The 13,125-nt window shown below is 59.2% G+C and carries 11 protein-coding genes; 10 read left to right on the forward strand and 1 reads right to left on the reverse strand.

What is annotated here, in order from left to right; translation table 11 throughout:
• The first annotated feature begins 15 nt into the window (after positions 1–15).
• The 5 genes from PV407_RS15485 to PV407_RS15505 all read left to right on the forward strand — a co-directional run bounded on the left by PV407_RS15485 (position 16) and on the right by PV407_RS15505 (position 3,660).
• Positions 16–243, forward strand: a complete 228-nt coding sequence (locus PV407_RS15485) for a hypothetical protein (protein ID WP_332090831.1) — start codon at positions 16–18, stop codon at positions 241–243.
• A gap of 419 nt (positions 244–662) precedes the next feature.
• Positions 663–2,000 carry an LLM class flavin-dependent oxidoreductase gene (locus tag PV407_RS15490; RefSeq protein ID WP_332090832.1) on the forward strand — a complete coding sequence of 446 codons (1,338 nt, stop codon included), beginning with the start codon at positions 663–665 and terminating at the stop codon, positions 1,998–2,000.
• 29 nt (positions 2,001–2,029) lie between these two features.
• Entirely contained in the window at positions 2,030–2,773 is a 744-nt protein-coding gene (gene nfsA / locus PV407_RS15495) for an oxygen-insensitive NADPH nitroreductase (protein WP_332090833.1), read from the forward strand.
• A gap of 308 nt (positions 2,774–3,081) precedes the next feature.
• A complete protein-coding gene (locus PV407_RS15500; protein WP_332090834.1) occupies positions 3,082–3,360 on the forward strand; it encodes a hypothetical protein in 279 nt (92 codons plus the stop codon).
• Positions 3,361–3,381: 21 nt separating this feature from the next.
• Positions 3,382–3,660, forward strand: coding sequence for a hypothetical protein (locus PV407_RS15505; RefSeq protein WP_332090835.1), 279 nt, complete (start codon positions 3,382–3,384; stop codon positions 3,658–3,660).
• A 346-nt stretch (positions 3,661–4,006) separates the two neighbouring features.
• On the opposite strand, the gene PV407_RS15510 is transcribed toward PV407_RS15505, so the two are convergent.
• Entirely contained in the window at positions 4,007–4,852 is an 846-nt protein-coding gene (locus PV407_RS15510; protein ID WP_332090836.1) for an AraC family transcriptional regulator, read from the reverse strand.
• Positions 4,853–5,001: 149 nt separating this feature from the next.
• Here PV407_RS15510 and PV407_RS15515 point away from each other — a divergent pair, with 149 nt between their 5' ends.
• From PV407_RS15515 to PV407_RS15535, 5 genes are all read left to right on the forward strand, one after another.
• Positions 5,002–6,513, forward strand: coding sequence for a sulfatase family protein (locus PV407_RS15515; RefSeq protein WP_332090837.1), 1,512 nt, complete (start codon positions 5,002–5,004; stop codon positions 6,511–6,513).
• A gap of 104 nt (positions 6,514–6,617) precedes the next feature.
• The gene (locus PV407_RS15520) at positions 6,618–7,931 is read left to right on the forward strand and encodes an ABC transporter substrate-binding protein (protein WP_332090838.1); all 1,314 of its coding nucleotides are present in this window, start codon (positions 6,618–6,620) and stop codon (positions 7,929–7,931) included.
• Positions 7,928–9,385 carry an arylsulfatase gene (locus PV407_RS15525; RefSeq protein WP_332090839.1) on the forward strand — a complete coding sequence of 486 codons (1,458 nt, stop codon included), beginning with the start codon at positions 7,928–7,930 and terminating at the stop codon, positions 9,383–9,385. Before PV407_RS15520 ends, PV407_RS15525 begins: the two co-directional genes overlap by 4 nt.
• Before the next feature lie 23 nt (positions 9,386–9,408).
• Complete coding sequence (locus tag PV407_RS15530) at positions 9,409–10,695, forward strand: ABC transporter substrate-binding protein (protein ID WP_332090840.1); 1,287 nt, start codon at positions 9,409–9,411, stop codon at positions 10,693–10,695.
• Between the two features lie 345 nt (positions 10,696–11,040).
• Positions 11,041–13,110 (forward strand): bifunctional aldolase/short-chain dehydrogenase, encoded by a 2,070-nt coding sequence (locus tag PV407_RS15535; protein ID WP_332090841.1) that lies wholly within the window; start codon positions 11,041–11,043, stop codon positions 13,108–13,110.
• Positions 13,111–13,125 lie beyond the last annotated feature (15 nt).

Here is a 13,125-nt window from a genome sequence, read left to right on the forward strand (position 1 = left end):
AGCGAGGAGAAGTCCATGCAAATCGCAGTGAAAAGCAAGCCGATGCACGTAACGGAAAAGCAGCAGCGGATGATCCAGTTCGTCAAGCAAAACTACAAAGGACTTTATTCGATGAGCCAATGGGTCGCGAATAAAAACAGCAGTCGGACGGATCGGCCCCAAGCGGCCGCTCCTTTCTTTGCTGCGGCAGGGGGCTTGAAAGCGCAATGCGCATTCGATCTTTGGAACTCTCGCATACGGTAACGAACCTAGAAATCGTCATCGGGGCCAAATGCGATGATTTTGATTTGCAACGAACCTCTGTAACGGTATTTCCGGCAAATCGGCTCGTTTTCTTCCGCTTTCGGTCCGATAGCGATATCCGGATTCGTTAGCTTGGAAAAACGATCGTTTTTCCGCCCGTAAGCACTTTACGATTCGTCAGCGATCGTCCCGGATCCGCAAGGGGGAGGAACGGTCGCTCCAACCTCGTTTTTCTTTCTTCGAGTCATGCCGATCGATTGACGGACGGCGAAAAAGATGGTACATTTAATTCATAGTAATTGCATAGGTTAAATAAGTATTTTCTTCCGGAAAACCGGTGACTGACGTCCGCGTGAGTCGCCGGTTTTTTTCGTTTCCGGGAAAGGTACGCAGATCAATCACGAACGGGAGAGATGGTAATGGGACTGAACGGACGAGAGCGCAAGCTGCATCTGAACGCTTTTTTGGCCGCTTCCGGGCATCATGAAGCGGCATGGCGTCACCCGGACGCCCGCCCCGAACGGGGGCTCGACATCCATCATTACGCGCGGCTTGCCCGGACGGCGGAACGGGGGCTGCTCGACTCGCTGTTTCTCGCCGACGGCTACGCCGGACCGGGCGGCAAGCTGGAGCCGTTCACCCTGCTCGCCGCGCTGGCGACCGCGACCGAGCGCATCGGCCTGATCGCCACGGTCGGCACGACGTACAACGAGCCTTTCCACGTGGCGCGCAAGTTCGCTTCGCTGGACCATATCAGCCGCGGCCGGGCGGGCTGGAATATCGTCACCGGCGCGGGCTCCGCCGCGCATAACTTCGGGATGAAGGAGCATCCCGAGCACGCCGAGCGCTACGAAACCGCGGAGGAATTCGTCGAAGTCGTCAAGCGCTTGTGGGACAGCTGGGAGGACGATGCGCTCGTTCACGATAAAGCGGCCGGCATCGCGATCGATGCGGGCAAGGTGCACGAGATTCATTTTAAAGGAAGCCGCTATTCGGTCAAAGGTCCGCTCAACATTCCGCGTCCGCCGCAAGGATACCCGGTGCTCGTGCAAGCCGGCTCCTCGGAGCCCGGACGGGAGTTCGCCGCCAAGACGGCGGAAGTCGTCTTCACCGCCCAGCAGTCGCTCGGCGAGGCGCGGGCGTTTTACTCCGACGTCAAATCGCGGCTGGCGAAATACGGACGCCGTCCCGACCAGCTGAGCATCCTGCCCGGACTCAGCCCGATCGTGGCCGACACCGAAGCGGAAGCGCGCGACATCGAGCGGGAGCTGAACGCGCTGATCAACGTCGAGTCCGCGGTCAAAAGCTTATCCGCCCGGCTGAACCTGGATTTGAGCGAATATCCGCTCGACGGTCCGCTGCCGTTCGACAAGCTTCCCGGCGTGGAAACGATCAACGGCCATAAGGGACGGTACGAGCTGATCGTGGAAACGGCCCGACGCGAAAAGCTGACGATTCGCCGGCTGACCGAGCGGTTGGCCGGGGCGAGGGGACATCTCACGTTCGCCGGGACGGCGGTTCAGCTGGCCGATTTGATCGAGGACTGGTTTGCGGGAGGAGGCTCGGACGGCTTTAACGTCATGCCCCAGCTGTATCCGAACGGGATGGAGCAATTCGTCGACAAAGTCGTTCCGGAGCTGCAAAACCGCGGCTTGTTCCGGACGTCGTACGAGGGCGACACGCTGCGGGAGCAGCTCGGCCTGGAGCGTCCCGCGAACGCCCGCGTCTTTTCCGCCGCGGGACATGGAAACGGATGAAAGCTTACGGATCGGAGGAATACGTCCGCATGAACGAAATGATCGAACAGCTCAAACGGCACCGCTCGATCCGCAAATATAAGCCGGACCCGCTTGCCGAGGAGCAGCTGCGGTCGATCGTCGAATCGGCGCAGGCGGCATCGACGTCGAGCAATTTGCAGGCGTACAGCGTCGTCGCCGTGACCGACCGGGGGACGAAGGCGGCGCTTTCGCGTTTGGCGGCCGATCAGGCGTATATCGCGGAATGTCCGGTTTTTCTCGTATGGTGCGCCGATTTGAACCGGCTGCTTATCGCCGCTTCGGCGGCGTCCGAAGGCGAGGCGCGCATCCCGGCCACGACGGAAATGTTCATTCTCGCCACGGTCGACGCCGCCCTGGCCGCGCAAAACGCGGCGATCGCGGCCGAATCGCTCGGTCTCGGCATCGTTTTCATCGGCGGCATCCGCGACGACCCGGACGGCGTGTCGCGCCTGCTCGGCCTTCCGAAGTACGTGTATCCCGTCTTCGGCATGTGCGTCGGATACCCGGACCAGGAGCCGGACTTACGGCCGCGGCTGCCTCTGGAAACGGTGCTTCACAGGGAGCGGTATTCGTCCGATTCGTTCGCCGCCGGCATCGAGCGGTACGACGGGGAGCTGCGCCGGTTTATGCTGACGCGGGCGGGCGGCAAGCGGGACACGACTTGGTCGAAAGAAATGGCGCAGCGGCTCGCGATACGCAAAAGGGACCATATGCGAACCTTTTTGCGCGAGAAAGGCTTCGATCTGGAGTAGAGGGAGACAAGGCGACCGGTTCCCGAAGCTGGACGGCCATTTCGAAAGCAGCGAGCCGGGCTTGTTTTTCGCCGGCCCCTCGCTTCGTTCAGCCACGGCCCCGGCTTCCGGTTCATCGCCGGCCTGCACAAAGCGTGCGCGTCGATCCTCTCCCGCATCGGCGAGCGTTCGTCCGCCGCGAAACGGTAAACGCGCGGTCGTGCCGCGCCGCCCGCGAAATCGCCGCCGAGATTGCCGCCGGGACTTTGGAAGGCGAACGCATTATGCTACAATGGCTATAAAACGTCAGTTGGGAGCATAGACAGCCGATGAGCGAACCGTTGAACGAGCGGGAACTGGTGCAGTACATCGCGGACCGTACGAAAATCGCGTCCGAGTCGATCGCGACCGTGCTTCGGCACGAGCAGGCTTTTATGGATCAAGCGCACAAAGGAGCCGGGCGCGACGTGGAAATCGACAGCGACGAGCTGGTCGATTATATTATGAGCCGGCCCGACGTGAAGCTGACGGAGCCGGACGTCGATACGATTTTGGAGCTGGAAATGAGCTATTTGCTCGAGCGCGGCTTGGCCGGCTACGACGATTGAAGAAAGCGGGGACGATTCGGGATGGCAGACCGTTGGTACAATCCGTTTGAAGACAAGACGCTGCACGCTTCCGACGTTCGGGAGCGGACGGCGCTCGCCGAAGACCGCACGCCGTTCAACGATGCGCTCCGGCACGGCGATGCGGTGCAAGGGTACTCGTCGCCGAAGCGGCTCGACCAATTTCCGAAACGGTACCGAAACCCGCAGCGCGTCTATGCGACGATTTCGGTGCTCGTGTTCGCCGCTTTTATGGCGTATCAGGTCGTGCGCCTGGTGCTCGATACTTTGGCGGCGCGATGACCGCCTCATGGGCGTCGAACCGCGCATATGGCGATCCGGCTCGCGCCGGATGAAGCAAGCTTTCGGCTCCCGCGCCGGAAGCTTTTTTCCATAGGAAAGAATCGGTTCCTTTTTAGTAGCGAGCATGGAGCGGCAGCGGGACTGGCTCCGAAATTCCAAGTGTCTAACGGACATGTCGGCCGCTATCGAGCCTCATTTCGGCCGATTGGAAAACGGCCGATTTTCGCGAAATAAGCGCCGTGGCGTCCGTTACGTTTCTGTTGCCGACTGTTTTTCGCTCATCCCCGAAATACGTCGATGGACGGTTTTCTTATTCGCGGCCTCAAAGCCATCGAGTTTTATCGTTTCACGTCTCCTCCCGGAACTTGCTCGGCGACATGCCGAAGCGGTTGCGGAACGCTCTCGTAAACGAATACAGATCCGGATAGCCGACCGTCAGCGCGATTTCGGTAACGGATAGCGAGGTGCCGCGAAGCAGATCGGAGCCGCGGTCCATGCGCAGCTTTTGCAAATAAGCCATCGGCGGCATGCCGATCGCGCGGGTGAACGTTCTCGTAAAATGCGACCGGTCGATCCCGACATGCTTCGCCGCATCCCCGACCGTTATTTGCTCGGCATAATGGGCTCTCATGAACGATACGCTCTGCCGAACCCACCCCTCCGTCTCGTTCCGCACGGTCCGGGGTTCCGTTTCCGGGACGAGTCCGGCGAACAGCCGGTACATGTGCCCGTACAAAGCCAGCACGTATTTCGTTCCGCGTACGGATAAAATGTGCAGCATGTGCTCCAGCGTAATGTCCAAATCTTTGTTCACCGCTCCGCGCAAATACGGCTTCTGCTCGCTAAGCCCGGCCCAGCCGAGCATCGGCTCCGCCTGTTCGCCGTCGAAGGCGAGCCACATTAGCTCCAAAGCTTTGGACGACGGCACGACCCGATAGGCGTACGTGACGCCCGGAAACAGGCAGAACAGATCGCCCCTGCCCAAAATGACTTCCTGCTTGCCGAAGACGAACGCCGCGCGTCCTTCCCTCACAAAATGCAAACTGTAATAGCCGATTTGCCTGGGGCCCGACTGGTAGTTCGGCTTCGCCACGTTCCGGCCGACCCGCAGCGGCCATATCCCGCCCGCTTTGTCGAAAGCGTCCGGCGAATGGTACCACGTTTCCATAAATTCGCTGGCATATTCCCGCATGTCCCCGATTCCTCCTGTCGCCTTTCGTTTCCGCCGTTCAAGTCTACGTTACAACTTTCGCAACAAAATGACAATGAAAAGGAACCGAATGATATTTTGCCGGCGAACGATCCTTAGTAAGATGAATGTAACCGAGGAGGGGGATCGATTTGGCCGGACCTAACATACTGCTCATCACCAGCGACCAGCAGCATTGGAACACGATCGGGGCGTTCAACCCCGAAATCCGCACGCCGAATTTGGACAGGCTCGTCCGCGAAGGGACGACGTTCAGCCGGGCTTATTGCCCGAACCCGACGTGCACGCCGACCCGGGCGTCGATCGTCACCGGGATGTATCCGAGCCAGCACGGCGCATGGACGCTCGGCACGAAGCTGGCGGAAGACCGGATCACGGTCGGGGACCTGCTTCGGAAGGAGGGCTACCGGACGGCGCTGATCGGCAAGGCGCATTTTCAACCCGTCTTCTCGACCGCGGAATACCCGTCCCTCGAAGGGAAAGAGAAGCTGCACGATTTCGAGTTTTGGAAAACGTTCAGCGGTCCGTACTACGGGTTCGAGCGGGCCGAAATGGCGCGCAACCATACGAACGAATGGCTCGTCGGACAGCATTACGCGCTGTGGATGGAGAAGCGGGGCTGCGCCAACTGGCGGGACTATTTCATGCCGCCGATCGGCACGATGGACCCGAAGAGCAAGTACCGCTGGGCGATTCCGGAAAACTACCACTACAATACGTGGATCGCGGAAAGAAGCGGCGAGCTGCTGGACGATTACAAAGAAAGCGGAGAAAGCTTCTTTCTATGGGCCAGCTTCCCGGATCCGCACCCGCCGTATCTCGTCCCCGAGCCGTGGGATACGATGTACGACCCGGAATCGATAACCGTGCCGACCGTTACGCCGGGCGAGCATGACGCCAATCCGCCGCATTTCCGGATGACGCAGGAGCGCAATCCCGATTTTTCGTCCTATAGAGAAACCGGTTTCGGCATTCACGGCTATCATTCCCACGTCAACTTGACGGAGGAGGACCGGAAAAAGCAGGTTGCGGTATATTACGGCATGATCAGCTTTATGGATCGATGCATCGGGCGGATATTGGACAAGCTCGATGCGCTGGGGCTCGCCGACCATACGGTCGTCGTTTTTACGACCGATCACGGCCATTTTTTCGGGCAGCACGGGCTTCAGGCGAAAGGCGGCTTCCATTACGAAGACTTGATTCGCGTTCCGTTCGTCGTCAAATATCCGGGCCGCGTGCCGGCCGGCAAAAAGTCGGCTTCGCTGCAGTCGCTCGTCGATCTGGCCCCGACGTTCCTGTCGCTTGCGGGGGCGCGCATTCCAGGGGCAATGACGGGGATCGACCAATCGGCCGTCTGGTTCGACCCGGAATCGAAGGCGCGAGATCACGCCATCTGCGAATTTCGCCATGAACCGACCACGATCCATCAGAAGACGTATGTGGACGAACGGTACAAAATGACGGTGTACTACAACCGGACGTACGGCGAGCTGTTCGACTTGGCCGAAGACCCGGGGGAATTGCGGAATTTGTGGGACGACGAGCGATTCCGCGGCTTGAAGTCGGAGCTGCTCCTGAAATATATATGGGCGGAGCTGGGCAAGGAGCCGATGCCGATGCCGCGCATTTCCGGCGCTTGACGCGGGTCGGCGAACCCGCGTGCGAGGCGGCGGCGAGGACGGGACGACAACGATGATGCGGGCAGAAAAGATATCGCGGACATCTTCGATGGGAGTGATGCGAATTGAAAACATGGACTGCATTACGTCTGGCAGCCAGTCTCGGCGTCGCCGCGCTTCTAATCGCGGCATGCGGTTCCCGGGGGAAAGACGGAACCGAGCCGCTAGCCGAAGGAAAGCTTCCGGAAGCGTCCAAACAACCGGTTTCGATCAAATTTTTCATCGACCCGGCCTACTTGAACGACGATGAGGTGAGGATGGCTCTGACGGAGCCGCTTCGAACGAAATACCCGCACATCCGTCTGGACGTCGTACGACCTTCCAAAGATACGACGCTGGAGACGTTGATTGCGGCAAACGACATTCCCGATTTGCATATCAGCTGGAACGGGGCGCTGAACTATTTGACGGACTTGGGCATCGTGGACGACCTGGAGCCGATGATCCGGAACGAGCGGTTCGATTTGTCCCGATTCGAGCCCGCCGCGATCGCCGCCATGAAAAACGAAGCCGGCGACGGGCATTTATACGGCATTCCTTACGTCATGAACTTCCAGCTGATGTATTATAACAAAGACTTGTTCGACCAGGCGGGGGCGCCGTATCCGACCGACGGCATGACGTGGGAGGAGGTCATCGGGCTCGGCAAACAAGTAAGCGGCAAGCTCGGCGCTCCCTACAAAGGGCTGCTCGCCGGCTTCAACGAAATGAGGTTCCAGCTTTCGCTGCCTCTCGTCGATCCCGCAACCAAACAAGCGGCCGTTGCGAGCGAGCCGTGGAAAAAAGTGTTCGAAACCGCGTACAGAGCTTTGAAAGCGTCTCCAGAATCGGATCGGCCGGCTTCTTTCGGAACGGATCGCAATGTGGCGATGTGGGCGGCCAAAAACCGGAACAACACGCTAAAGGAGCCGTCCGAGGCCGGATTGCAATGGGACGTCGTCCAGTTTCCCGGCTTTGCCGAGAAGCCCGGAATCGGCTCGCAGGTCGATGCCCACGTCGTCTACATGAGCCCGACCTCGAAGCATAAGGAGGAGGCGTTTCGTGTGATCGAGACGCTTACGTCCGACGAGGCTCAGCGGAAATTGTCGCGGATCGGGAAATTGCCGGCCTTGAACGACAACCGAATCGTCGGTCAATTCGCCGAGGATGTTTCGTATTTGCGGGGTAAAAACTGGAAAGGCGTTTTTCAGGGCAAATTCGGTTTGCCTCCGAAGCGCGTGATGGACGAATCGCTGGTACTGAAGTTCGCGCTTCAGGCGTTCGATCAGTATGCGAGCGGGCAGGCGGACTTGAATACGGCGTTGCGAACGGCGGCGGAGCAAATCGATCAAGTGGCCGAACAAAAAATCGCGAACCGGCAAAGGAGGCTTGTCCCGTGAAAAAACCGAACGTACTGCTGATCATGACCGACCAGCAGCGCTGGGATACGATCGGCTGCTGCGGCAACAAGGCGATCGAAACGCCGAACCTGGATTGGCTCGCCTCCATGGGAACCGTCTTCACTTCGGCCTATACGCCGAGTCCGTCCTGCATACCGGCAAGAGCGTCGCTGCTTACCGGCATGGACCCGTGGAATACGGGCATTTTGGGCATGGGCAGAGGGCAAGGACAGATGGGAGTCGGGTTCCGGCACACGCTTCCCGGCGAGCTCGCGCAAGCGGGCTACCATACGCAGGGCGTCGGAAAAATGCATTTTTATCCGCAGCGGGCTTTAAACGGGTTTCATCGTACGGTGCTGGACGAGTCGGGCCGCGTACACGATCCGGGATTCGTTTCGGATTACAAGCAATGGTTCGACCGGAACAAGTCGGGGGATTACGGCATCGTCGACCACGGCATCGACTGGAACTCGTGGATGGCCCGGCCTTATCACGCTCCCGAGTTTTTGCACCCGACCGTCTGGACGGTGAACGAGTCGATCAAATGTTTGAAGGAACGGGACCCGACCAAGCCGTTTTTTCTGAAAACGTCGTTCGCCCGCCCGCATTCGCCGTACGATCCGCCCGCCTACTATTTCGATATGTACAGAAACAAAGCGCTGCCGGAGGCGAGCGTGGGCGATTGGGCGTCGGTCCACGACGTTCCCGAGGACGGGGCTTCGCCGACCGCATGGAGAGGCGTTCGCAGCCGCGAAGAAATAAGGCGCGCGCGAGCCGGCTATTACGGATCGATTACGTTTATCGACCATCAGATCGGCAGGCTGCTCATCCATTTGCAGCAGACCGGGCTGCTGCACGATACGGTCGTCATTTTTACGTCCGACCACGGCGACATGCTCGGGGACCATCATTTGTGGCGCAAAACGTACGCTTATGAAGGCTCCGCCCACGTTCCGATGATCGTGCGTCTGCCCGGGTCGTTCGGCAAGCAGGTTCGATACGCGGACCGGCCCGTGACGCTGCAGGATGTGATGCCGACGATTTTGGAAGCCGCCGGGGTGCCGATACCCGAAACGGTAGACGGCCGGAGCATGCTGCCGCTCACTCGCGGCGACGCCGGGGGCTGGCGCGAATACGTGCACGGGGAGCATTCGACCTGCTACTCGGAAGCGCAGGAGATGCAGTATTTGACCGACGGCAAGCATAAATACGTTTGGCTGCCGCGGATCGACGAGGAGCAATTGTTCGATTTGGCGGCGGATCCGTACGAATGCGCGAATTTGGCGGGCGTGCCGGAGCATCGGGAACGGCTGCTGCAATGGAGGTCCCGCATGGTCGCCGCGCTCGGGCCGCGCAATGCCGGACTGACCGAGGGCGATCGTTTGATCGGCCAGGCAGGCAAGCCGTTTCTGGTGTCGCCCAACTATAAAGAGCGAATGGACAAGGGGCAATAACCGAAATTTCAAGGGGGATTCGCATGTTGAAAAAGAAGGCGGCACTTTTATCGGCATTGACGGCGGTATTAGGGTTGACTCCGGGATGCGGCGGCCAGGAACGACCGGGGGACGCACCGACGGATCAAGATCCGATTACGCTGCACGTCTTTCAAGCGGGCGCGGGCATTACCGATACGGAATTCAAAGAACTGATCGCGGATCCGGTCAAGAAAAAATATCCCCATCTGACATTGGAGCTGCTTCGGGAAACGAAAGAGACGAACCGAAACGATCTCGTTGCGAGCGGCCGTTTTCCGGATTTGATCTTTACATCGTCGCTGGGCGTGCCGGGATTTCTGGATATCGGCCTGGCATCGGACTTAAACGAACTTATCGATAAGAGCAAAACGGACCTGAATGCATTCGAGAAAAGGGCGATCGACGAAATCAAAGCGTTCGGCAAAGACGGACAAGTGTATGCGCTTCCTTTTTCATTAAACGGCGGGGTGATGTTCTATAACAAAACGATATTCGACAGAGCCGGGCTTCCGTATCCGAAGGACGGAATGACGTGGGAGGAAACGATCGAATTGGCCAAGAAGCTGGCGCTCAAAGTGCCGGACGTCAGGGCGCTTTCGAATGAAGGAGGAATTCGCGTCGCCGAAGACATGCGGCTGCCTTATGCCGATCCCGATACGCAGAAAGCGGCAGTGAACAGCGACAAATGGAAATATTTGTTCCGGATCTTGAAGGACATCAACGACATTCCGGACAACAAAAACGCGAAGGGCGCGTTGGCGGGTTTTCAGAAAGACCAGACCGTGGCCATGTACACCAATTACTTGGGGCGCCTCGGCGAATTTGAAGAAATGAAAAAACAAGGAATCGCGATCGATTGGGACATGGTGTCCATGCCCGTTTTAAAGGACGATCCCCAAGGGATGCAGACCGAGGCGCACGTCTTGATGATCTCTTCGATGTCCAAGCAACGGGAAACGGCTTTTCAAGTCGTCCGATTTCTGTCCTCCGACGAAGAAGTTCAGACGCGGGTAGCGAAGAAAGCCAGAATTTCCTCCCTAAAGGACGACAAGTTCAAGCAAATGTTCGGCAGCGAATTGACGGCGCTGCAAGGAAAAAACGTGCAAAGCGTTTTCAAAACCAAATACGGGCCGAACGCCTATCCGTCCAACTACAATACTGCGATTCGAACGATCGGCGGCAAAAAGCTGGCCGAATATTACGAAGGCAAAGACGCCAACAGCGCTTTGCGGGAATGGGAGGAGGAAGCGAACAAGGCGATAGCGGAAGCGAAAGCGGCAGGGAAGTAGAGCGAAGCGGCCGCGCAGCGACTGACGCAGCATCGTCCGATGGCGAATCGGCCCAGTGCGCTTCAGTTACGATCCGATTTCCCCGTCGCATATAACGGGCCGTCGTTATCGGGATACGAAACAGATCGCGAATAAGGCCCCATCGATTCAGCTGTCGATCCGGGCCTTTTCCTTTTATACGCATCGTAATCTCCCGTTTTGGTAGCGCCGTATTCGGCACTCCCGCTTCGGCTGGTACCGGTATATGATTTTTGTTTTCTTTTGATTTTCATATATTCAAAAACAAACAAACATGATATAGTGAAAACAAACAAACATAAACAAAACATAACCGGAGGAGAGCACATGGTACGAAGCTTATGGGAGGAGACGAAAGCGGCCGGGTTGAAAGGAGGGCTCGACGAGCTCGTATACCGATCCAACCTGATCGGGGCGGACCGGACGGTTTGCAACTGGGGCGGCGGCAACACGTCGTGCAAGACGACGGTCCGGGATTTTCGCGGACGCGACGTCGAAGTGATGTACGTGAAGGGCAGCGGGTCGGACCTGGCCACGATGAAGGCGGGCAATTTCACCGGCCTGCGAATGGACGACATCCGTCCGCTGTTCGAGCGGGACGCGATGAGCGACGAGGAAATGGTCGCCTACCTCGCGCACTGCATGATCGACGCGAAGCATCCGCGCGCTTCGATCGAGACGCTGCTGCACGCGTTTTTGCCGTTCAAGCACGTCGACCATACGCATCCCGACGCGATTATCAGCCTATGCTGCGCGGATAACGGCAAAGAGGTCGCGCGCGACATTTTCGGCGACCGGTTCGTCTGGGTGCCTTACGTCCGCCCGGGCTTTACGCTGTCGAAAATGATCGCCGAAGGCGTGTTGGCGAATCCGCAAGCCGAGCTCGTGCTGATGGAAAAGCACGGACTCGTCACGTGGGGCGAAACGTCCGAAGCGTGCTACGCGAAAACGATCGCCATCATCGCCGAGGCGGAGCGCTACATCGAAGCGCGCATCGACGCGTCGAAGACGTTCGGCGGCGCGAAGTGCGAAGCGCTGCCGGCGGAAACGCGGCGCGACATTGCGGCGCGGATTATGCCGACCGTGCGCGGGGCGGTCAGCGACGGCAAGAAGATGATGCTGACGTTCGACGACGGCGACGACGTGCTGCAGTTCGTCTGCGGACGCGATTCCGCGAAGCTGTCCCAGGTCGGCGCCGCCTGTCCGGACCATCTCGTTCATACGAAGGTCGTCCCGCTGTTCGTCGATTGGACGCCGGACGCGGGCGACGTCGAAGGCTTGCTGGCGAAGCTGAAGGAAGGCGCGGCGGCTTACAAGGAGCAGTACAAGGCGTACTTCGAGCGGAACCGCGGCGAAGGGGACGTCATGTTCGAGGCGGCTCCCCGCGTCATCCTCATCCCGGGCGTCGGCATGATCAATACCGGCAAAAGCCGGGCGATGGCCGAAGTGAGCGGCGCGCTGTACCATCGGGCGATCGCGGTCATGCGCGGAGCGACGGCGCTCGGCCGGTTCGTGTCGCTGACGGAGAACGAGTCGTTCAACGTCGAGTATTGGCCGCTGGAGCTGTACAAACTGACGCTTGCGCCGCCGGAAGCGGAATTTTCCCGCCACATCGCCTTCATTACGGGCGGCGCCGGGGGCATCGGCAGCGAAACGGCCCGCAGGCTCGCCTCCGAAGGCGCGCATGTCGTGCTGGCCGACCTCAACCTGGAAGGCGCGCAAAAGGTCGCCGCGGACATCGACGCGAAATATGGCGCCGGGCGGGCGCTGGCGATTAAAATGGACGTAACGAAGGAAGAGGATATCGCCGCGGCGTATGCCGAAACGGCGCTCGCTTACGGCGGCGTCGACATCGTCGTGAACAACGCCGGCCTCGCCACGTCCAGCCCGTTCGACGAGACGTCGCTGAAGGAATGGAACTTGAACATCGGCGTGCTCGGCACCGGCTACTTCCTCGTCGCCCGCGAAGCGTTCAAGCTGATGAAGGCGCAGGGAATCGGCGGCTCGATGGTGTTCATCGGCTCCAAAAATTCGATCTACGCCGGCAAAAACGCGTCGGCCTACAGCGCCGTCAAAGCGCTCGAAGCGCACCTGGCCCGCTGCATCGCGACCGAAGGCGGCGAATACGGCATTCGCGTCAATACGATTTTGCCGGACGCGATCCTGCAGGGCTCCGCGATCTGGAACTCGAGCTGGCGCAACGAACGGGCCGCCGCATACGGGATCGAGCCCGACCAGCTGGAGGACTATTACCGGAAACGGACGACGCTGCTCGTCAACATTTATCCGAAGGACATCGCCGAAGGCATCGCTTTCTTCGCATCTTCCAAATCGGCCAAAACGACCGGCTGCATGCTGACGATCGACGGCGGCGTGCCGGCGGCGTTCACGAGATAAACGGGGAGGTTACGA

Origin of the sequence: Paenibacillus sp. GYB003, assembly GCF_036577625.1 — a bacterium.
In the GTDB taxonomy this organism is placed as follows: domain Bacteria; phylum Bacillota; class Bacilli; order Paenibacillales; family NBRC-103111; genus Paenibacillus_AB.

Bases quoted from the DNA above. Each gene is read 5' to 3' on its own strand.
- PV407_RS15485 (WP_332090831.1), top strand. From the start codon at position 16: ATGCAAATCGCAGTGAAAAGCAAGCCGATGCACGTAACGGAAAAGCAG.
- PV407_RS15490 (WP_332090832.1), top strand. From the start codon at position 663: ATGGGACTGAACGGACGAGAGCGCAAGCTGCATCTGAACGCTTTTTTG.
- nfsA (WP_332090833.1), top strand. From the start codon at position 2,030: ATGAACGAAATGATCGAACAGCTCAAACGGCACCGCTCGATCCGCAAA.
- PV407_RS15500 (WP_332090834.1), top strand. From the start codon at position 3,082: ATGAGCGAACCGTTGAACGAGCGGGAACTGGTGCAGTACATCGCGGAC.
- PV407_RS15505 (WP_332090835.1), top strand. From the start codon at position 3,382: ATGGCAGACCGTTGGTACAATCCGTTTGAAGACAAGACGCTGCACGCT.
- PV407_RS15510 (WP_332090836.1), bottom strand. From the start codon at position 4,852: ATGCGGGAATATGCCAGCGAATTTATGGAAACGTGGTACCATTCGCCG.
- PV407_RS15530 (WP_332090840.1), top strand. From the start codon at position 9,409: ATGTTGAAAAAGAAGGCGGCACTTTTATCGGCATTGACGGCGGTATTA.
- PV407_RS15535 (WP_332090841.1), top strand. From the start codon at position 11,041: ATGGTACGAAGCTTATGGGAGGAGACGAAAGCGGCCGGGTTGAAAGGA.